General features: G+C 58.2%; 21 protein-coding genes and 2 tRNA genes. 10 read left to right on the top strand and 13 right to left on the bottom strand.

Annotation, left to right across the window (positions count from 1 at the left end):
- The first annotated feature begins 12 nt into the window (after positions 1-12).
- From metX to ACUN8C_RS02105, 3 genes are all read left to right on the top strand, one after another.
- The gene (gene metX / locus ACUN8C_RS02115) at positions 13-1,179 is read left to right on the top strand and encodes a homoserine O-succinyltransferase MetX (RefSeq protein WP_445620716.1); all 1,167 of its coding nucleotides are present in this window, start codon (positions 13-15) and stop codon (positions 1,177-1,179) included.
- Positions 1,179-1,769 (top strand): methionine biosynthesis protein MetW, encoded by a 591-nt coding sequence (metW, locus tag ACUN8C_RS02110; RefSeq protein ID WP_108844107.1) that lies wholly within the window; start codon positions 1,179-1,181, stop codon positions 1,767-1,769. The genes metX and metW overlap by 1 nt, the downstream gene beginning before the upstream one ends.
- A 74-nt stretch (positions 1,770-1,843) precedes the next feature.
- Positions 1,844-2,251 carry an acyl-CoA thioesterase gene (locus tag ACUN8C_RS02105; RefSeq protein WP_108844121.1) on the top strand — a complete coding sequence of 136 codons (408 nt, stop codon included), beginning with the start codon at positions 1,844-1,846 and terminating at the stop codon, positions 2,249-2,251.
- A 2-nt stretch (positions 2,252-2,253) separates the two neighbouring features.
- Here the strand turns inward: ACUN8C_RS02105 and sfsA are convergent, their stop codons facing one another.
- Complete coding sequence (sfsA, locus tag ACUN8C_RS02100; protein WP_445620715.1) at positions 2,254-2,946, bottom strand: DNA/RNA nuclease SfsA; 693 nt, start codon at positions 2,944-2,946, stop codon at positions 2,254-2,256.
- Between the two features lie 200 nt (positions 2,947-3,146).
- On the opposite strand from sfsA, the gene dksA reads away from it, so the two are divergent.
- The 7 genes from dksA to ACUN8C_RS02065 all read left to right on the top strand — a co-directional run bounded on the left by dksA (position 3,147) and on the right by ACUN8C_RS02065 (position 9,350).
- Entirely contained in the window at positions 3,147-3,578 is a 432-nt protein-coding gene (dksA, locus tag ACUN8C_RS02095; RefSeq protein ID WP_445620714.1) for an RNA polymerase-binding protein DksA, read from the top strand.
- Entirely contained in the window at positions 3,579-4,493 is a 915-nt protein-coding gene (gene gluQRS / locus ACUN8C_RS02090) for a tRNA glutamyl-Q(34) synthetase GluQRS (protein ID WP_445620713.1), read from the top strand.
- 874 nt (positions 4,494-5,367) lie between these two features.
- Positions 5,368-6,711, top strand: a complete 1,344-nt coding sequence (gene pcnB, locus ACUN8C_RS02085) for a polynucleotide adenylyltransferase PcnB (protein WP_445620712.1) — start codon at positions 5,368-5,370, stop codon at positions 6,709-6,711.
- On the top strand, positions 6,708-7,193 hold the full coding sequence (gene folK, locus ACUN8C_RS02080; protein ID WP_445620711.1) for a 2-amino-4-hydroxy-6-hydroxymethyldihydropteridine diphosphokinase: 486 nt from the start codon (positions 6,708-6,710) through the stop codon (positions 7,191-7,193). The genes pcnB and folK overlap by 4 nt, the downstream gene beginning before the upstream one ends.
- 46 nt (positions 7,194-7,239) lie before the next feature.
- Positions 7,240-8,034, top strand: coding sequence for a 3-methyl-2-oxobutanoate hydroxymethyltransferase (panB, locus tag ACUN8C_RS02075; protein WP_445620710.1), 795 nt, complete (start codon positions 7,240-7,242; stop codon positions 8,032-8,034).
- Between the two features lie 18 nt (positions 8,035-8,052).
- Positions 8,053-8,898 carry a pantoate--beta-alanine ligase gene (panC, locus tag ACUN8C_RS02070; RefSeq protein WP_445620709.1) on the top strand — a complete coding sequence of 282 codons (846 nt, stop codon included), beginning with the start codon at positions 8,053-8,055 and terminating at the stop codon, positions 8,896-8,898.
- A 29-nt stretch (positions 8,899-8,927) separates the two neighbouring features.
- The gene (locus ACUN8C_RS02065; protein WP_445620708.1) at positions 8,928-9,350 is read left to right on the top strand and encodes a GNAT family N-acetyltransferase; all 423 of its coding nucleotides are present in this window, start codon (positions 8,928-8,930) and stop codon (positions 9,348-9,350) included.
- A gap of 147 nt (positions 9,351-9,497) precedes the next feature.
- Here ACUN8C_RS02065 and pnp read toward each other — a convergent pair whose 3' ends face one another.
- The 12 genes from pnp to glmM all read right to left on the bottom strand — a co-directional run bounded on the left by pnp (position 9,498) and on the right by glmM (position 21,173).
- Positions 9,498-11,621, bottom strand: a complete 2,124-nt coding sequence (pnp, locus tag ACUN8C_RS02060; RefSeq protein ID WP_445620707.1) for a polyribonucleotide nucleotidyltransferase — start codon at positions 11,619-11,621, stop codon at positions 9,498-9,500.
- A 154-nt stretch (positions 11,622-11,775) separates the two neighbouring features.
- Positions 11,776-12,045, bottom strand: coding sequence for a 30S ribosomal protein S15 (gene rpsO, locus ACUN8C_RS02055; protein WP_108844097.1), 270 nt, complete (start codon positions 12,043-12,045; stop codon positions 11,776-11,778).
- 75 nt (positions 12,046-12,120) lie between these two features.
- On the bottom strand, positions 12,121-13,041 hold the full coding sequence (gene truB / locus ACUN8C_RS02050; protein WP_445620706.1) for a tRNA pseudouridine(55) synthase TruB: 921 nt from the start codon (positions 13,039-13,041) through the stop codon (positions 12,121-12,123).
- A complete protein-coding gene (rbfA, locus tag ACUN8C_RS02045; protein WP_445620705.1) occupies positions 13,041-13,445 on the bottom strand; it encodes a 30S ribosome-binding factor RbfA in 405 nt (134 codons plus the stop codon). Before rbfA ends, truB begins: the two co-directional genes overlap by 1 nt.
- 27 nt (positions 13,446-13,472) lie before the next feature.
- On the bottom strand, positions 13,473-15,974 hold the full coding sequence (gene infB / locus ACUN8C_RS02040; RefSeq protein WP_445620704.1) for a translation initiation factor IF-2: 2,502 nt from the start codon (positions 15,972-15,974) through the stop codon (positions 13,473-13,475).
- Between the two features lie 41 nt (positions 15,975-16,015).
- Positions 16,016-17,500, bottom strand: a complete 1,485-nt coding sequence (nusA, locus tag ACUN8C_RS02035; RefSeq protein WP_108844093.1) for a transcription termination factor NusA — start codon at positions 17,498-17,500, stop codon at positions 16,016-16,018.
- 40 nt (positions 17,501-17,540) lie between these two features.
- Positions 17,541-18,002, bottom strand: a complete 462-nt coding sequence (gene rimP, locus ACUN8C_RS02030; RefSeq protein WP_445620703.1) for a ribosome maturation factor RimP — start codon at positions 18,000-18,002, stop codon at positions 17,541-17,543.
- Between the two features lie 150 nt (positions 18,003-18,152).
- Positions 18,153-18,229: transfer RNA gene (locus ACUN8C_RS02025), tRNA-Met, on the bottom strand.
- Between the two features lie 75 nt (positions 18,230-18,304).
- Positions 18,305-18,391: transfer RNA gene (locus ACUN8C_RS02020), tRNA-Leu, on the bottom strand.
- A 150-nt stretch (positions 18,392-18,541) separates the two neighbouring features.
- Positions 18,542-18,949, bottom strand: coding sequence for a preprotein translocase subunit SecG (secG, locus tag ACUN8C_RS02015; protein WP_108844092.1), 408 nt, complete (start codon positions 18,947-18,949; stop codon positions 18,542-18,544).
- Positions 18,950-18,953: 4 nt separating this feature from the next.
- Positions 18,954-19,703 (bottom strand): triose-phosphate isomerase, encoded by a 750-nt coding sequence (gene tpiA / locus ACUN8C_RS02010; protein ID WP_445620702.1) that lies wholly within the window; start codon positions 19,701-19,703, stop codon positions 18,954-18,956.
- Positions 19,704-19,811: 108 nt separating this feature from the next.
- A complete protein-coding gene (gene glmM / locus ACUN8C_RS02005) occupies positions 19,812-21,173 on the bottom strand; it encodes a phosphoglucosamine mutase (RefSeq protein ID WP_445620701.1) in 1,362 nt (453 codons plus the stop codon).
- Position 21,174 lies beyond the last annotated feature (1 nt).

Raw genomic sequence — 21,174 nt, 5'->3', positions numbered from 1 at the left:
ATTTGAGTGCTGATGCCCGAGACACTGTCTTCTACATCGGTTGGCCTGGTAACCCCCCAGGTCGCCCGCTTTGATACGCCCTTGGCGCTGGCCTGCGGCCGTGAACTCCCGGCCTTTGAGCTGGTGTATGAAACCTACGGTACGCTTAACGAAACGGCCAGTAATGCGGTCCTGATCTGCCATGCGCTGTCGGGTCACCATCATGCTGCCGGCTATCATCATGTTGATGATCGAAAGCCCGGCTGGTGGGATGCGCACATCGGTCCCGGCAAAAGCATCGATACCCGACGCTTTTTCGTGATTGCCGTCAACAACCTTGGCGGCTGTCATGGCAGTACCGGCCCTGCCAGTGAAAATCCGGCTACCGGCCGCATCTGGGGTCCCGACTTTCCGCTCATGACCGTGACCGACTGGGTCAACAGTCAAGCCATGCTGGCTGACCGCCTCGGCATCCAGCGCTTTGCCGCCGTGGTCGGCGGCAGTCTGGGCGGCATGCAGGTCCTGCAATGGGCCATGAGCCTGCCCGAGCGAGTGGCCAATGCCACCGTCATTGCCGCAACGCCACGGCTTTCGGCACAAAACATTGCCTTCAATGAAGTGGCACGCCAGGCCATACGTTCCGACCCCGAGTTCTTTGACGGCTGGTATACCGAGCATCAGACCCTGCCCAGGCAAGGGCTGCGGCTGGCCCGCATGGTCGGTCATATCACCTATCTTTCGGAACATTCCATGGGCGCGCGCTTCGGACGCGATCTGCGCACCGACAGCCTCAACTATGGCTATGATGTCGAATTCGAGGTGGAGTCCTATCTGCGCTATCAGGGCGATACCTTCTCGACACGCTTTGATGCCAACACCTATCTGCTGATGACCAAGGCGCTTGATTACTTCGACCCGGCCGGTGAGCACGAGGATGACCTCCCCCGCGCCCTGTCCACGGCGACGTGTCGTTTTCTGGTGGTCAGCTTTACGACCGACTGGCGTTTCGCGCCAGCCCGGTCACGCGAACTGGTCGATGCACTCCTGCGGGCCGGCAAGCATGTCAGCTATGCCAATATCGACTCTCCCCATGGGCATGATGCCTTCCTGCTGCCCAATGAGCGCTATGAGGCCGTACTGGGCGGTTTCATGACGCGTGTTGCCAATGACGTGGAACGGACTACCGAGGGAAATTTGTGATGCGGGCCGATCTTGCACTGATTTATGACTGGGTCCCGCATGGCGCTCGCGTTCTGGACCTGGGCTGTGGCGACGGTACCCTGCTGGCAGCGCTCTCGGCGCAAAAGCAGGTCACGGGCTATGGCCTTGAGATCGACAGCGACGGGATTTCACGCTGTCTTGAAAAGGGCGTGGATGTCATCGAGCAGGATCTGGACCAAGGACTGACCAATATTCCCGATGACACCTTCGATCTGGTGATCATGACCCAGGCACTTCAGGTCCTGAGACGACCTGACCTGATGCTCGATGAAATGCTGCGTGTCGCCAATGAATGCATCATTGCCTTTCCCAACTTTGCCTGGTGGCGCCATCGCCTGTCGCTGGGCATCAAGGGCCGCATGCCGGTATCGCGCTCGCTGCCGCATGCCTGGTACGACACGCCCAATATCCATCTATCGACCTTCCGGGACTTTTCCGATCTGTGCCGCCAGCAGGGGCATACCATCACCGACCGCGCGGTAGGCAATGGCAGTACGGAAGGCCAGTGGCGCCATCGGCGCTGGCCCAATCTTTTCGGCCAGGATGCCATCTTTCGGGTCAAGCGCTAGAACAGAAGGGTCCGGGCGCCCTGGACTTTGGTATGATCCAAGGATCAATCCGTGACGCCCAGCGAGGCCTGAACATGAATTTTCATACCCGCAAGTGGATCAAGCCCGAGGATCTCAACCCCAACGGCACGCTCTTCGGGGGCAGCCTGCTGAAATGGATCGACGAAGAAGCGGCCATCTATGCCGTCATCCAGCTGGCCAACTCGCGCGTGGTGACCAAATACATGTCGTCCATCAACTTTGTCTCCAGCGCCCGTCAGGGGGACATTATCGAGCTGGGGATTACCGCCACCCGATTCGGCAAGACATCACTCACTCTTCACTGCGTGGTGCGCAACAAGATCACCCACAAAAACATCCTGACCATTGATGAGATTGTCTTCGTCAACATGGGCGAGGACGGCCGCCCTGCCCCGCATGGCAAAACGGAGATCACCTATCTTCGCGATCGCGAGCTGGAAGGCCCCGACAGCGCCACCTGAACCTAATAAAGGCGGCGGTAGCGACAGGCTGTTACCTGTTCGGGCGTGATATCGCAGCCCAGCATCATGACCTCTACCCCTGCCTCGCATGCTGCCTGAAAGGTGCGGGCATAGGCAGGATCAAGGTGCGCGGCCGGCTGGACGTCATCAATACCGTCATGGGCGACCAGAAATACCAGCACCGCCCGGTCGCCAGCAGCACGCAGTGCCATGAGTGTTTCCAGATGGCGGCGCCCCCGGGTGCTGACAGAATCGGGGAAATAACCACCGCCCGCCTCCTTGAGCGTCACCTGCTTGACCTCCAGCCAGACCGGGACGCCCTCTTCAGGCGTCAAACAAAAATCAAGCCTTGACTCCCCCGTTCTGACCTCGCGCTGCAATGTCCATGGCGGTTCGAACGGCAGCAGTGTCCCGGCTTCCAGTGCTTCCTGCACCAGAGCATTGGCCCGCCCGGTATGAATGGAGGCCATCGCCCCATCCGGCAGCTCGATCAGCTCCCAGGTCCATGCCAGCCGCCGCTTCGGATTGTCATGCCAGGACACCCAGACCCGACAGCCAGGCACATTGACGGCGCGCATCGAGCCGGTGTTGGGGCAGTGCGCGGTAATGACACGGCCGTCATCAAGGCGGATGTCGGCCAGAAAACGTTTGTAGCGTGCGATCAGCACGCCCGACCATAGTGGCGGCAATTTCATGCTCCCGACTCCAGCGCCGATAGCATGGGGTGAACTACACTCATGAGGCGATCTCCAGGCCTGCTGACGTTCGTTGAAACCGGCTTGCAATTGGCATGGATTTCCTATAAACAGCACTACCCTGAATCATGCGATGCGGTAATCAGGAACAGTCTTGCGGGCTTACAGCATCGCTATTACCTGCAGTGAGGCAATCTCCCATGGCAGTAGCCGAGACGCAGTCGCCCGATACCTTTACGCCCTATGAGCCAACGCCGGGCGAAGAGTACATGAACGAGCAGCAGCTGGCACACTTCCGCCAGATTCTGCTTAACTGGAAAAACGACCTGATGGCAGAGGTCGACCGCACCGTTCGCCACCTTCAGGAAGACGCCAATAACTACGCGGACCCTGCCGATCGCGCCACGCAGGAAGAAGGCTTCAATCTCGAGCTTCGCACTCGTGACCGCGAGCGAAAGCTGCTCAAGAAAATCAACGAGACCATCGAAAAAATCGATGAGGATGATTACGGCTTTTGTGACGCCTGTGGCATCGAAATCGGCATCCGACGCCTGGAAGCCCGGCCTACGGCCACACTCTGCGTTGACTGTAAAACGCTGTCTGAATTGAAGGAAAAACAGCTCGGAGGCTGAATGCCGAGCCAAAGGCATATTGAACACGGCTCCGCGGTCGTTGGTCGCTTTGCACCAACGCCCTCGGGGCCTTTGCATTTCGGTTCCTTGCTGGCCGCACTGGCAAGCTGGCTGGATGTCCGCTCACAAGGCGGTCGCTGGCTGTTGCGCATCGAGGATATTGACCCTCCCCGCTGCCCACCCAGTGCCAGTGACACCATTATCAAACAGCTCGACGCTTTCGGCCTTTATCACGATGGCGCCGTCGAGTATCAGCATGACCATGACAGCGATTACCAGATGGCGCTGGATGCGCTTGTGAAAGGCGGCATGGCCTACCCCTGCAGCTGCTCGCGAAAGGAGTGGCAGCATTTCAGCGTCTATCCGGGCTGGTGTCGTCATGGCCCCCTGCATCCCGAGCGTGATGTCGCCTGGCGACTCAGAACCGATATCGGCGGCCCCGACATCTGCTGGCAGGACCGACGACTGGGCCATCAGCGCTGGTCATTGCCGGAGCTTGGGGATGTTGTGCTCAAGCGACGCGATGGGCTATGGGCCTATCAGCTGGCCGTGGTGGTCGATGACGCCCGTCAGGGAATAACAGATATCGTCCGCGGGGCAGATCTTCTCGACAACACGCCCTGGCAGATTCGACTGCAGCAGGCACTGGAATATCCCACGCCCCGGTATCTACACCTCCCGCTGGTGGTGGCGGCCAACGGTCAGAAGCTGTCCAAACAAAACATGGCGCCAGCCCTTCCCCTGCAGGATCTCGCCGTTCGCCCATTACTTCATGAAGCCCTCACGCTGCTGGGGCAATCTCCCGAGCAGTCCATGCGCCATGCGCCTGTCAGCCACCAGCTCAGCGCCGCCGTCAATGGCTGGCGACCGCACTTTCTGACTTCTCATAATGTTCAGCAAACGACATCGAGTTGACCACTATCGACCATCGTCGTCTTTTTTTACGCTCCGTTACGCGTATGCTGACCCTAGCCAACAAGAACAGTGCACCAAAAATAAGCAAGCACGCGAAATATATGCACTATTTTAGTGCGCAAATAAGCCTCGGTATTTACCGGAACTTGTTTTGGACAATGCCAGATCAATTAAATTTTCATAGATTGATGAATTTAATGGGATTTTTTTAAAGTGGCATATGCCCTGCACTAGTAAAGTCGACTGAAGAAAAATAACAGCGATCACCTGATCGGCTTCCAACAAAAACAATAGCCGGTACCGATCGACAGCCTTGCACAATAACAATATGAAAAGGTCCGTCATAAACGCGTGGATGCGCTGATAATAATAACAATGGTCCCATCTCGCACGAGGCACCAATAACAACAATAAAGGCCTTTCGTTACCCACAGAATGCGATGTCAATGCAGTGTTGTACGATAATAACAACTCAACCCTGCGACACTCCGAAACAACAATAAAATCTTCGGAGCAGCCTTGTGGCTGTCGTTATGGAAGATTGTTTTGAATACGAGATGTTCGCAGCCGTTCAAGCATATAAAAACAATAGATCACGGCATATTGCGTTCGTTGAACATGGTACGTATTCAGGGCGATGCGCCATCACGAAGAAAAACACGATGCATCATCATTGGCGGGGAGACGAAAATGTCTCCCCGTTTTCATTACCAACTGCCGACTTGTATGACAGGCTGCTTTGCAAGCTTTTGCTGCTCGGCTACACTGAGCCTCTGATCGGCGTCACAATTTATCAGGGCGCAGACAGATCGGGACATCATGGCCGTTATTTGATCGGTCCCCGGAATTTCCATCAGGTCAACATGGCTTCACCTTGACGCCCACCATTCTTCCCCGCGATCAACATCCAATTTCTCGACGAATGCTCAGCGAAAATGCGCTGAAGGTACTTTATCGTCTTAACCAGGCAGGTTTTGAAGCCTATCTGGTAGGTGGATGTGTCAGAGATTCTCTTCTTGGGCAGGTGCCCAAGGATTTTGATGTTGCCACCAGTGCCACACCGGAACAGGTTCGCAGCGTCTTTCGCAATGCCCGCATGATCGGTCGACGATTTCGCATCGTTCACGTTCGTTTCGGACGTGAAATCATCGAGGTCACCACCTTTCGCGGTGGTCACGATACCGAAATGGCCGAGCGTCATTCACATCAGTCCGAAGAAGGGCTTTTGCTGCGTGACAATGTCTGGGGCAGTGTCGACGAAGACGCCATGCGTCGTGACTTTACGGTCAATGCGCTTTATTACAGCGTGCGTGACTTCGCCATTCACGACTGGACCGGCGGCCTTGAAGACCTCGAGCATCGCGTACTTCGCCTGATCGGTGATCCGGACCTGCGCTATCGTGAAGACCCGGTCAGGATGCTTCGTGCCGTGCGCTTTGCCAGCAAGCTGGATTTCACCCTGGCTGCCGAAACAGAGGCACCACTGGCAGACTGTGCCTCCCTGCTGCTGCAGATTCCCTCGGCGCGGCTGTTTGAAGAAGTCCTCAAACTCTTTTTGTCCGGTTATGCTCTGAGCGCCTTTCACGGCCTTAGACGTCATGGCCTGTTTGCCATGCTGTTTCCGGGCACTGAGGAGTCTTTTGCACAGCTGAGCTGGGCCGAAAAAATGGTTGAGCAGGCGCTGATCAACACTGATGAGCGTATTCGGGCCGACAAGCCGGTGACTCCGGCCTTTTTGTATGCCGCCCTGCTCTGGCCGGCCACTGTCGCGCAGACCGCGCAGCTGATCAACGAGGGCGTGCCACCGGTACCTGCTGCGCAGCAGGCTTCCCAGCAGGTACTGAATCGTCAGTTACAGCATACGTCCATTCCCAAGCGCTTCAGCCTGCCCATGCGCGAGATCTGGGACATGCAGATGATGCTGCCACGACGACGGGGCAAGCGTCCCTATCAGACGCTGGTGCATCCACGCTTTCGTGCGGCCTATGACTTTTTGCTGCTCAGGGAAACGGCCGGTGAAATAGCTTCGGGGCTTGGACTCTGGTGGACCCGCTTTCAGGAAGCCAGCGAAACCCAGCAGCGTGAAATGGTGCAGAAGGTAGAACAGGGCCAGGATGATGTTCCTGTCGATGACGAGGGACCGGAAAGCATGCCCGCCCCTGCCCGCAAGCCCAGACGCCGCCGCAGACGCCGCGCCCCCCGGGATGACCAGGAGTGAGTCACAGGGCCTGGATCGGATTGGGCAGCAATCTCGATCAGCCTCGCCGGCAGGTCCTGAGCGCGCTTGAGGACCTTGCCGGATTGCCTCTGACTGAACTGAGCGCCAGCTCTTCTCTTTACGGCAGCCGCCCGGTAGGTCCACAGGATCAGCCTGACTTCGTCAACGCCGTGGCAGTACTGGACACCCTCTTGTCCCCGCTGGCGCTGCTCGATCAGCTCCAGGCGCTGGAACAGCGTCATCGACGCGTACGACAGCGTCACTGGGGGCCTCGCACACTGGATCTGGATATTTTGCTGTATGACGACCGGGTACTCGATCTGGCGCGCCTTGTCGTGCCTCATCCCTGGCTTGTCAGCCGTGCCTTCGTGGTCCAGCCCATGCTGGAAATTGATCCTGAACTCTGCCTGCCTGACGGCCAGCCCTTGAACCGGCTTTCCGCGGCAGCGCCCTCGAATGACTTGAAGCGTCTATCGCTCTGACCCTAGACTCGATCAGCCATACCGGCCGCTGACTGTCGAGGGATGCATGACCCGCCCCATTACCATCCGAACATTGAACGAGCGACGCGCGGCGGGACAGCCCTTCAGCTGTCTCACCGCCTATGATGCCACTCTGGCCGCGCTGGCAGGCAATGCCGGCATTGACGTCTTGCTGATCGGGGATTCACTGGGCATGGTGTTGCAGGGACACACGTCCACCCTGCCGGTCACCCTTGAAGACATGATCTATCACACCCGGTGTGTTGCAAGGGCCGGCACCTCCAGTCTGATCATGGCTGATCTCCCCTTCATGACCAATATCACAACGCCCCAGACCCTGCAGGCCGCCGGACAGCTGATGCAGGCAGGCGCGCACATGATCAAGCTCGAAGGGGAGGCCTGGCTTGCCGAGACCGTCACGGCCCTGGCGCAGCGCGGTATACCTGTCTGCGTGCATATGGGACTGACGCCACAAAGCGTTTATGCGCTGGGCGGCTATCGCGTTCAGGGCCGCGACGATGACCAGGCCGAGGCCATGCTCAATGCTGCCATAACGCTGGAACAGGCCGGTGCCGGCGTCATCCTTCTGGAGTGTGTGCCATCCGAACTGGCAGGCCGTATCCGGGAGGCCCTCCATGTCCCGGTCATTGGTATTGGCGCCGGCCCCGACGTTGATGGACAGATTCTGGTGATGCACGACATGCTGGGCGCCACTACGGGGCGAGCGCCGAGATTCGTCAAGGACTTCATGGCAGAATCCGGCAGTATCGAGGGCGCCTTCAGGGCCTATCACGAGGCGGTCACCAGCCGCTGCTTCCCCGCCCCGGAACACTGCTTCTAAGTATGGACACCACACGGCATGCAAACGTTTGACGACATTAAAGCTCTTCAAAACACGCTGGCGGCATGGCGCCGCGAAGGCCATCGAATCGCCCTGGTGCCGACCATGGGCAACCTTCATGAGGGCCATCTAAGGTTGGTGGATGCGGCGCGACAGCACGCCGACCGCGTTGTGGCCACCGTCTTCGTTAACCCGCTGCAGTTTGGCCCTGACGAGGATCTGGATCGCTATCCACGCACGCTTTCCGAGGACCAGCGGCTTCTGGCCGGACGCGGCTGTGATCTTTTGTTTGCACCCGGCGTCGACACCCTCTATCCGGAAGGACAGTCCTCTCTGACCAGGGTTTTCGTCCCCCGCGTCTCGGAAGGGCTGTGCGGTGCCCATCGGCCCGGGCACTTTGATGGCGTGGCGACCGTGGTCAGTCTTCTTTTCAATCTGACCCGTCCCGATGTGGCCTGCTTTGGTGAAAAGGACTTTCAGCAGCTGGCCGTCATTCGAAAGCTGGTGCGCGATCAGCACATGCCCATCGAGATTATTGGCGTGCCCATCGCCCGTGACCATGACGGACTTGCCCTGTCCTCGCGCAATCGCTATCTGGATGAAGAGGCACGCGCTCAGGCAAGCCTGCTTTATCAATGTCTTGTGGATAGCGCCCAACGCCTTGAGCAGGGCGACAATAGCGAGCAGGTGCTGGCGAAGGGGCTACAACAGCTGCAACAGGCAGGGTTTCGACCCGAGTATCTGGCGCTGTGTGATGCCACCACGCTGTGCCCGATCAGCACATGGCACCCCGGCGCGGTATTGCTGGCGGCAGCCAGACTGGGAAATACCCGGCTGATTGATAACCTGGTCTGGGCATCATGACAGGATGGCGATCCGCCCGACCGGAAGATATGGCAGTGCTGACAGACTGGATCGACTCACCCGGAACGCTCGCGCAATGGGGCGGCCCTTTGGTGACATGGCCCGTCAGGGCCGAGGATCTATGGCAGCAGATCGAAGTAGCGTTTTTGCCATCCTTCGCTCTGGACGCGCATGGGGAACTTCAGGCCTTTGGGCAGCTGGCACCTCGAGAGAACATCACGACGTGGCATCTCTGTCGGCTGATTGTGGCCCCCCATCGACGTGGCCAACGGCTGGGCGAACAGCTCTGCGATCATCTGATCGCGCAAGCCATCAACCGGGGCGCTACGCGGGTAACGCTCAATGTCGCCACCGATAATCAACCCGCCCTTCGACTGTATCAACGGCTCGGGTTTGCCAGTGCCGGGCCTGTCAGCAAGCGCGGCATTCAGCCCATGGCGCGACAACTCTAAGCCCTTTTTGAGCGCACAAGAGATCTGTCCTCCGGGCACAAAAAAGGCCTGAACCCGATTAAATCGGTGTTCAGGCCCTGATACCAAAGGCGCTTCTGCTTTTACGACAGCGTCACTGACGCTGCATACAGACAGAAGTCTGGAAAATTACTCTTCCAGCGTGGCCTCAAAGGCGGCCTTTTCTTCTTCGCCAACTTCCTTGATGGAAAGCTTCACGCGGCCGCGGTTGTCGATATCCAGCACCTTGACGGTCACCATCTGCCCTTCGCTGAGGAAGTCACGCACGTCATTGACGCGCTCGGGGACGATCTGGGAAATATGAACCAGTCCGTCAGTACCCGGCATGAAGTTGACGAAAGCGCCAAAGTCAGCAATGCGCACGACCTTGCCGCGATAGAGCTTGTTGATTTCGGCTTCGGCAGTGATGCCCATGACAGTATCCATGGCCTTTTGCGCGCCCGCCTTGGTCTCGGCATAGATACGCACGCTGCCATCATCATCGATATCGATCGAGGCGCCAGTGTCTTCGCAGATCTGGCGAATGGTGGCACCACCCTTGCCAATGACATCACGTATCTTTTCGGGATCGATCTTCAGACGGGCCATGGTGGGCGCATGCTCGGCCACTTCGCCACGGCTCTGCGCGATCACGCGGTTCATCTCGACCAGGATATGCTGACGTGCATGGAAGGCCTGCTCCAGCGCCTTTTCCATGATCTCTTCATTGATCCCTTCGATCTTGATGTCCATCTGCAGCGCGGTAATACCGTCAACGGAACCCGCCACCTTGAAGTCCATGTCACCCAGGTGATCTTCATCGCCCAGAATGTCGGTCAACACGGCAAAGCGATCGTTTTCCTTGACCAGACCCATGGCAATACCGGCCACCGGTGCTTTCAGCGGCACACCGGCATCCATCAGCGCCAGCGAAGAACCACACACGGAGGCCATCGAGCTTGAGCCGTTGGACTCGGTAATCTCGGAGACCACACGAATCGTGTAGGGGAAATCATCGGCAGACGGCAGCATGGCGGCAACACCGCGACGCGCCAGACGACCGTGGCCGATTTCACGACGCTTTGGAGAGCCGATGAAGCCGGCCTCGCCTACGCTGTAGGGAGGGAAGTTGTAGTGCAGCATGAAGCGGTCATGGCGCTCGCCATTAAGGCCTTCAACCAGCTGCGCATCACGTGTGGTGCCAAGCGTCGTGGTCACGATGGCCTGGGTTTCACCACGGGTGAAGATGGCAGAGCCATGCGTACGCGGCAGGACACCGACTTCGATATCCAGCGCACGTACGGTGGCGTGGTCACGACCGTCGATACGCGGCTCGCCGTTAAGGACACGCTCACGCACGATACGCTTTTCGAGTTTTGCAAACCCTCCGCTGACATCTTCACTGCTGTAAAGAGCCGCGTCGCCTTCAGCCAGCTGCGCTTTCGCCTGTGACTTGAGCTCGCTCAGACGATCCTGACGCGCCATCTTGTCAGTGATGCGATAGGCCTCGCCGATGCCTGCCTCAAAACCACTGGCCAGTGCTTCCTTGAGCGACGAGTTTTCAGACTGGGGCTGCCAGTTCCATTTGGCCTTGCCACCTTCACTGACGAATTCGTTAATGGCCTTGATGGCCACCTGCATCTCTTCATGTGCAAACAGCACGGCGCCAAGCATTTCATCTTCGGAGAGCTCTTTCGCCTCGGACTCAACCATCAGCACGGCCTTTTCGGTGCCGGCCACGACCATGTCGAGTTCAGAACCCTGCAGCTCTTCCTGGGTGGGGTTGATGAAATAACCACGCTCACCGGTGAAAGCCACGCGCGCCGCACCGATCGGGCCGGCGAAGGGCACACCGGAGATGGCCAGTGCTGCGGAAGTACCCAGCATGGCAGCGATATCAGGATCCTGATCGCGTTCTGCCGAGAGTACCGTGCAGACGACCTGCACTTCATTCATGAATCCCTTGGGAAACAGCGGGCGGATCGGACGATCGATCAGACGCGATGTCAGCGTTTCCTTTTCACTGGGACGTCCTTCGCGCTTGAAAAAGCCGCCCGGGATCTTGCCGACCGAATAGGTCTTTTCCTGATAGTGCACGGACAGGGGGAAAAAATCCTGACCGGGCTTGGTGTCCTTGCGGGCCACGACCGTGCACAGCACGACGGTGTTGTCCATGGTGACCAGTACGCTGCCGGTAGCCTGACGTGCCAGACGGCCGGTTTCCAGCGTGACGCTGTGATTGCCGTATTGAAATGTCTTTTTAACCGCGTTCAATGCGTTGTCCTTTTCTCGTAAACCATTCATCTACTTTCAATGTCATCTTAAAATCAAACGCCCCAGGTGTCACTCTCACCAGGCCGGCACAACAAAAAACAGGCGGCTCCCGAAGGGGAGCCGCCTGTCAGTTCGTACCGGAAAAGCGACGCAATCAGCGACGCAGGCCCAGACGAGAAATGATCTGCTGATAGCGATCAAAATTCTTGCGCTTGAGGTAGTCCAGCAGCTTGCGGCGCTGGTTAACCATGCGGATCAGACCACGACGCGAGTGATGATCCTGCTTGTGATCCTTGAAGTGGCTCTGCAGTGTGACGATGTTGTCAGTCAGCAGGGCAATCTGAACTTCAGGCGAGCCGGTGTCGTTCTCAACGGTCGCAAATTCCTTGACGATTTCGGCCTTGCGTTCGGCAGTCAGTGCCATGTTACTTCTCCAGTCTAATATGCCTGAGCATTAATAAATGTCGAAGACCACGCATATTTGCAGTCTTCGCGAACCCTACCGACGTTCGTCGGCAGTATTAATCAGCCGGCGAGGCGAACACTGCCCCGACCCACTGATGGTGACCACGCCCAAAAGGCTCTGGTCATGATAAAGCCTGGCAACGCTGCCTTCTGCCAGCTCAAGTGTCTCGAGCGCAATGGGCTGACCGAGCATGATGCGCCGCGCCCCTTCACTATCGGTTTCAAGCGCCGGGAGATGACCGATCAGTGCGTCAATGGGCAACAGCCTTTCAAGGCGCTGCTCATCGCTCATCGACTCAAGCTTCTCGATATCGAGCATGTCACTGCCATCAAAGGGGCCGGTTCTGAGCCGACGAAGCCCTTCAAGGTGTGCCCCACAGCCGAGACGCTCGCCGATGTCCTCGGCCAGCGTGCGGATATAGGTGCCCTTGCTGACGCTGACATCCAGCGAAAAGCCCTGCGCATGTCGCGAGGTGAGCGCGATATCATAAATGCTCACACGCCTGGGTGCACGCTCAATCTCTCGGCCGGCACGGGCATGCTCATAGAGCGGACGCCCCTGATGCTTGAGCGCCGAGTACATCGGCGGCACCTGATCGATCTCGCCGAGAAAACCGGACAGTACGCTTTCAACCTCATTGTCAGGCAATGAGGGCACGGCAAACTGCCGAATCACCTCGCCTTCCCGATCCCCGGTGTCGGTGACGGCGCCCAATCGGACGTCGGCCAGATAACGTTTGTCGGCGTCCAGCAACCAGGATGAAAACTTGGTAGCTTCTCCCAGACAAATGGGCAGAAGCCCGGTTGCCATGGGATCCAGCGTGCCAGTGTGTCCCGCCTTTTGGGCCTGATAGAGCCCGCGCACCTGCTGCAATGCGCGGTTTGAGGTCATGCCTTCGCTCTTGTCCAGCAACAGCACGCCATCAATGGGGCGACCGCGACGTCGTCTTGCCATCAGTCGCGGCGCTCCGAGCCTTCCTCGTCATCTTCCGGCGCCCGATCACGATCAGACTGTACGGCGCGCTCGATCAGACTCGATAGCGCATGACCGCGAGTAACGGACTCATCGAAGTGAAAACGAAGCTCGGGCACATGCCGAAGCTTCATGACCCGGGCAATACGTGAGCGTAAAAACCCGCTGGCCCGCTTGAGCACGGCAAGGTTTTCACGAATACGCTCCGGATCGTTTTCACCCATCAGGGTGACGTGAACATCGGCATAGCCCAGATCACGACTGACATCGGCCGACGTGACCGTCACCATGCCCAGCCGGGGATCCTTGACCTCACGCTGGATAAGCTGTGCCAGCTCGTGTGCCAGCTGCTCGCCTACCCGATCCGTACGACTGAATTCACGCATGAATCGCTCCCTTCATGGGTGCAGCGCTCACAGGGAGCGCTGGACCTCGATCTGGTCAAAGACTTCGATCTTGTCGCCGACCTGGACATCATTGTAGTTACGTACACCGATGCCGCACTCCATGCCATTGCGCACTTCGCTGACGTCATCCTTGAAGCGGCGCAGGGATTCCAGCTCCCCTTCATAGATCACCACGTTTTCACGCAGGACACGGATACGCTTGTTACGATGCACGTTGCCTTCTACCACCATACAACCAGCGACGGCGCCGATTTTCGGGGCGCGGAAAACATCACGAACCTCAGCCACGCCCACGATCTCTTCACGCCATTCCGGTGCCAGCATGCCGCTCATCGCCAGCTTCACCTCATCGATGAGATGGTAGATGACGCTGTAATAGCGCAGATCCAGCCCTTCGCGTTCGATGATTTCACGCGAGGAAGCATCGGCACGGACGTTGAAGCCAATCACGATCGCGTTGGAGGCCACCGCCAGATTGGTATCGGTTTCGGTAATACCGCCGACACCGGAGGAGACCACGGCCACCTTGACTTCATCGGTCGACAGCTCTTCAAGCGCACCGCGGATGGCTTCGAGCGACCCCTGCACATCGGCCTTGAGTACGATATTGACCGTGGCAGTTTCGTCCTGACCCATCTGGCTGAACATGTTCTCCAGCTTGGCCTTCTGCTGACGTGCCAGGCGCACTTCGCGGTATTTGCCCTGACGGAAGTTGGCGACTTCACGTGCCTTCTTCTCGTCAGCCAGCACCATGAAGTCGTCACCGGCTTCCGGCGTACCACCCAGACCGAGGATCTCGACCGGCATGGAAGGCCCGGCTTCATCAACCTGCTTGCCCAGCTCGTTGACCAGCGCTCTCACGCGACCATAGTGAAGACCGGCCAGTACGACATCACCCTTTTTGAGGGTACCGTTTTGTACCAGTACGGTGGCCACCGGGCCACGACCGCGATCCAGACGGGACTCGACCACAACACCCTTGCCGGGCGCTTCGGGGACAGCCTTGAGCTCCAGCACTTCAGAGACCAGCAGTACGGCTTCCAGCAGTCCGTCGATGTTTTCGCCGCTTTTGGCCGAGACATGTACAAACTGGGTGTCGCCGCCCCACTCTTCCGAGATCACACCGCGCTGAGACAGCTCGTTGCGAACGCGGTCCGGATCAGCGCCGGGCTTGTCGATCTTGTTGACGGCCACGACCAGCGGAACGCCTGCTGCCTTGGCGTGCTCGATGGCTTCAACCGTCTGCGGCATGACACCGTCGTCGGCTGCGACCACCAGAATGACGACGTCGGTCGCCTGGGCACCACGAGCACGCATGGCCGTAAAGGCTGCGTGTCCCGGTGTATCCAGGAAGGTCACATTACCGTTTTCATGTTCGACGTGATAGGCGCCGATATGCTGGGTAATACCGCCGGCTTCGCCGGTGGCGACCTTGGTACGACGAATGTAATCCAGCAGCGAGGTCTTGCCGTGGTCGACGTGACCCATGACGGTGACGACCGGCGCACGCGTGATCTGTTCGCCTTCGTAGGAGATGTTCTCGAGCACTTCCGTTTCGAGGGCATCTTCCTTCACCAGCTTGGGCGTATGTCCCATCTCTTCAACCACGATCGCAGCAGTATCCTGATCGATGGTCTGGTTGATGGTGACCGCCGCGCCCATCTTGAACATGGCCTTGATGACTTCGTTGGCCTTGATGGCCATCTTGTCGGCAAGGTCTGCCACGCTGATGGATTCAGGGATCGGTACTTCACGCACGATATTCTGAATCGGCTTCTGGAAGCCGTGCGCGTTATCGCTGCGACCGCTGCCACCACGGCGACTGCCACGGCGCTGCTCGGCACGCTTGACCTTCTTGCCGCCACGCTTGCGTTCGTTGCGCTCGCTGCGCTCATCGGCATCATCACGGCGCTCGTCACGACGGCCGCTGGCCGACTTGGCACCTTCGCCACGACGGGGCGTGCGACGACTGTTGTCGTTGCGAGGCTCACGAGGCGGTGCGTTAACAGCAGGCGCGCCATCTTCTGAAGGCGCTGCAACGGCTTCTTCAACCGGTGCGGCCTTGTTGCTGGCCGTAGCGTCAGCTGCGGCAGCCGTCGGCTCGACAGCAGGCGTTTCTACCGCTGCCGCTGCCTCGGAGGCTGCCGGTGCTGCCGTTTCGCTGGCCTGCTCGACAGCCGGCGCCTGTTCCTGCTCGCCGGTTTCCTCATCGCCACGCTTGACGTAGGTACGCTTTTTGCGAACCTGCACCTCGATGGTCTTGTTGCGATCACCGGTGCGAATCTTGCTGCTGGTCTTGCGCGTCATGGTGATGCGGTTCTTGTTACCGCGTGCACCGGCACCGCCGTGACTCTTGGTGAGATAATCGAGCAGCTTCTGCTTGTCTTCTTCCGAGACCGCATCATTTTCTGCCTTGTGGGGCAGGCCTGCTTCACTCATCTGCTCCAGCAGGCGGCTGACATCACGCCCCACCTTGCCGGCAAATTCCTTGACTGTTGTTTCTGCCATTTATGACCTCCTGAGCCCGTGACCTGTCGCGATACGATGGATTATTCGAACCACGGCGCCCGGGCCGTCATGATCAGTGCCGCTGCGCGTTCTTCATCCATTCCCTCAATATCCTTGAGGTCTTCAATGGACTGCTCGGCAAGATCTTCCATGGTGATAATTCCTCGCCCGGCCAGCCGGTAGGCAAGATGCTGATCCATACCCTCCATTGAGAGCAGATCCTCGGCGGGCGCGGTGCCGTCCAGTTCTTCTTCGGATTTAATGGCCAGATTGAGCAATTCATCCTTGGCACGCGCACGCAGCTCTTCGACCAACGACTCATCAAAGCCGTCGACTTCCAGCATCTCTTCCAGCGGGACATAGGCCACTTCTTCAAGCGAAGTAAACCCTTCTTCCACCAGCAGTCGTGCCATCTCTTCATCAACATCCAGATGATTGATGAAGTATTCGATATAGCTGTCGAGTTCCTGCTCGCGGCGTCCTTCGGCTTCCTCCTCCGTCATGACGTTGAGCGTCCAGCCTGTCAGCTCACTCGCCAGACGCACATTCTGTCCACTGCGTCCGATAGCCTGCGCCAGATTGTCCTCGCCAACGGCGACGTCCATGGCATGAGTGTCTTCATCCACCAGGATGGAGGCCACATCAGCAGGCGCCATGGCATTGATGACCAGCTGAGCAGGATTATCGTCCCAAAGCACGATGTCCACACGCTCATTGCGAAGCTCGTTCGAAACGGCCTGAACCCTGGAACCACGCATGCCGACACAGGCACCGACCGGATCGATACGACGGTCGTTGGTCTTGACGGCAATCTTGGCTCGAGAGCCGGGGTCGCGTGCAGCACCCTTGATTTCAATCAGCTGCTCCGAGATTTCGGGAACCTCAATGGTAAACAGCTCAACCAGAAACTCGGGGCGTGTCCGTGAAAGAATCAACTGGGCACCGCGGGCTTCGGGATCCACGCGCCAGAGCAGGGCCCTGACACGCTCGTTGAGACGATAGCGCTCACCCGGAATCATTTCACCGCGTGGCAGGAAACCTTCCGCATTATCGCCAAGATCAATGATCAGGCCATCACGTGTGGTTTTCTTGACACTACCGCCTACCAGCTCGCCTTCACGTTCGGCGTACTGGCGTACAATTTCGGCGCGCTCGGCCTCGCGCACCTTCTGCACGATAACCTGCTTGGCCGTCTGGGCAGCAATCCGGCCAAATTCGGCGGATTCAATCTGCTCTTCCACCACGGCACCCAGATCCAGCGGCTCATCGCGCTCTTCTGCGGCACCCAGCGGTATCTGGCGCGCCGAGGTGATGTAGTCTTCATCAGGCACGACCGTCCAGCGCCTGAAGGTGTCGTAGTCGCCGGTGTTGCGATCAATACGCACACGAATGTCGACATCCTTGCCTTCGTAGCGCTTGCGGGAGGCGCTGGCCAGCGCCGCCTCGACGGCTTCGAAAATAATGTCGCGGGGGACACCCTTTTCATTCGATATCGCATCGACGACCAGCAAAATATCCTTGCTCATGCCTGTGCCTCGCCAGAAAAGTCCTTGTTATCATCAAGCATCAGTTATCAAACCCGGGCACGACACGTGCCTGCTCAATGGTCTCGATAGGAAATCCATACTCTTCGTCGTTAAACTGCAGCAGCACCTCGTCACCTTCCACACCTGCCAGAAGCCCCTTGAAACGACGCTGCCCTTCAAAGGGCGCACGCAGCTTCAACGTAATCGTGTGACCGGCAAAACGGGCAAAATGTGACAGGGAATAAAGCGGGCGATCCATCCCGGGGGAGGACACTTCAAGTTGATACTGTCCGGGGAGAGGGTCTTCTACATCCAGAAGAGCACTTACCTGCCGACTGACATCGGCACAGTTATCCACACCAACACCATTTTCGTGTTCGATATAGACAATCAGCTTGGAATGCTTGCCCTGAGAGCTGAAATCGATGCCCCAGAGTTCAAAGCCGAGCGCTGCGACGGCGGGTTCTATCAGCGTATGCAGTTTTTCTTGCCTGGTTGGCACGACATGGCCTCCTGCAGTGGCATCAGGCACCTGAGCGAAAATACAGGAGAGCAGATGAGGTGACTGATGAGCGATCTTGTTGCGCTGTAACAAAAAGCCCCTTCAATGGAAGGGGCTTTTCGGGAAAAATTTCCATCCATGACAACTGGATGGTAGCGGGGGCCGGATTTGAACCGACGACCTTCGGGTTATGAGCCCGACGAGCTACCAGGCTGCTCCACCCCGCATCAATAGCGCAATCAGTATAAGGACATTGTCCTGCGGAATCAACATGATCCGTCTGTCGCGACTTGCAGTTCCGATGGTGCCGAAGGCGGGACTTGAACCCGCACGACCATAAGGTCACTACCCCCTCAAGATAGCGTGTCTACCAATTCCACCACTTCGGCTTTCGGATCGACAGAAAACTGCGTTCTGTCGTGCTCGACACTTTCTTTGTCGAACATGCGACAAAGCATCTCTTGAGCGAGTGCCTCATCACTGGCGCGAGATTATGCATCCCATGACATGATTCGTCAAGCGATGCGTAACCTCATACATCAATTACCGTTATTGCTGTCTGTAGAGGGGACGCTTAAACCATCATCACCACTCTTTTCAGACGGCTGCTGAGCGGCGGGCGCGCGAGGTGCATCGTCGCCATCATCCAGACTCGGCGCGCTGCTGCGCTGCTGCTCGATCACCCGGGCGTCAGGAATACCGCTCTGGGTGTCGCCGCCACGATCCACTACCCAGGCAAGGCCGAGTGAGGTCATGAAAAAAAGCGCTGCCAGTACTGCGGTCAGGCGTGCAAGCGTCTTGGAGGCGCCCTGCGAGCCCAGCACCGTTTGAGAGGCGCCGCCTCCGAAGGAGGCGCCGGCTTCGGCTCCCTTGCCGCGCTGCAAGAGCACCAGCGCAATCAGGCTGATGGCAAGAAGGACGTGAATCAAAATGATGGCAACGTACATTTAATCAACCTGCTGCGTGACAAATCGCAATAAAGTCATCGGGTTTAAGCGAGGCGCCGCCTATCAGCCCCCCATCGATATCCGGCCGGGAAAGAAGGTCGGCAGCATTGTCAGCCTTCATGCTGCCGCCATACAGCAGACGCATGCCCTCTCCCAGAGCGGGATCCTTGTCTGACAGCCATGACCGAATCATGGCATGAACCTGTTGCGCCTGATCGGGTGTCGCCGTACGGCCCGTACCGATGGCCCAGACCGGCTCGTAGGCAATGACCAGGCGTGAGCGTTCTTCTGCAGAAAGGGCGTCAATCACCGTACCGACCTGCCCCAGCACCACGGTCTCCACGCGATCAGCTTCACGCTCTTCAAGCGTTTCACCCACACACAGCACAGGCACCAGACCAGCTCCAAGCGCAGCCTTCACACGCGCCAGTACGGCCTGATCATCTTCTGCAAACAGGGTACGACGCTCCGAGTGGCCCACCAGCACATACCTGACACCGCACTCTGTCAGCATGGAGGCACTGGTCTCACCGGTATAGGCACCTGATGATTCGGGATGAAGCGTCTGGGCACCAATTTCTGCCGAGCTTCCCGCCAGTATCTTTCCTGCCGACATGAGCAGCGTGAATGGCGGAATAATGGCGACATCCACGGCAGAGGAAACCCGGGCAGACGACAGCGCCTGCTTCATGGTCTCCAAAAGCGCCAGCGAACCATTCATCTTCCAGTTGCCGGCAATCAGTGGCTTACGCATGGTGACTTCTCCCTAGCCTGTCGGGAACAGGAAAGTATTGGTAGACGCCTCCGCAAGGAGGGCGATGTTAATGGAGCGATGGCGCGAACACAACCACGCCCCGCCTTCTCAACCCTGGGCAGTTGTCATACCCTGCTCGATTTCATCGGCAATTTTTTGTGCCAGCGCCTGAACATCAAAGCGCGGACGCCCTTCTACCATGACCCGAATCAGCGGCTCCGTACCCGACGGCCTGAGCAGAACACGCCCGGACTCGCCCAGCGTTTGTTCGACCTCTTTGACGGCGTTCGTCACAGGAGCACTTTCCATCAGCGCCGCCTTGTCAATGCCGGGCACCAGGCGCACGTTGATCAGCGCCTGCGGGGCCTTTTCCATCCCTTCCAGTAGCTCCTCAAGGCTTCGTTCCTCGATCACCATGGTGGCCAGCACCTGCAGGGCAGACACAATGCCATCACCGGTGGTCTGGGCATGGCCACACAGAATGTGCCCCGAGGACTCTCCTCCCAGCTGCCAGTCACGCGCCAGCATCTGTTCGATGACATAGCGGTCACCGACCTTGGCACGCTCAAAGGGAATACCCAGCTCTTCCAGCGCTGTCGCCAGCCCGAAGTTGCTCATCAGGGTACCAACGACGCCACCGCCCAGCACACCGCGACGCTGACGATCACGTGCAATGATGTAGAGAATGTCGTCCCCATCCACGATGCGACCGGCATGATCCACCATGATCACACGATCACCGTCACCATCAAAGGCAATGCCGAGATCTGCGCCGGTCTCGAGGACCTTTTCGCGCATGACTTCAGGGTGTGTGGAACCTACCTGCTGGTTGATGTTGAGACCATCAGGGGTCACACCCAGCGTAATGACTTCGGCACCCAGTTCACGAAAGACATTGGGCGCGATGTGATAAGTGGCACCGTTGGCGCAGTCGATGACGATTTTCAGACCATGCAGGCCAAAGCGATTGGGCACTGTCGACTTGCAGAATTCGATATAGCGCCCGGCAGCATCCTCGATACGTACCGCCTTGCCCAGCCTGTCCGGGCCGACCGTCTCCTGAAGACCTTCAAGCTCACGCTCGATTTCATCTTCCAGGGCATCGGGCAGCTTGGTGCCATGCTGCGAGAAAAACTTGATGCCGTTATCCTGATACGGATTGTGCGAAGCACTGATGACCACACCAGCACTGGCCCGCAGAGTACTGGTCAAATAGGCAATACCGGGCGTGGGCATCGGCCCCAGCAGGGCCACATCCACTCCTGCTGCCGAAAAACCGGCCTCCAGTGCAGACTCGAACATATAACCGGAGATACGGGTATCCTTGCCAATCAGCACGCGCGCGCGACGATTCTGGCGTGCAAAGACACGGCCGGCAGCCCAGCCCAGACGCAGCATGAAATCTGCCGTAATGGGCGCCTGACCCACCGTGCCACGAATACCATCCGTACCGAAATATTGTCTTGCCATT

Source organism: Kushneria sp. Sum13 (genome assembly GCF_052692355.1).
Note: the sequence above shows the minus strand (reverse complement) of the source record. Positions and strands in the feature narration are given on the sequence as shown.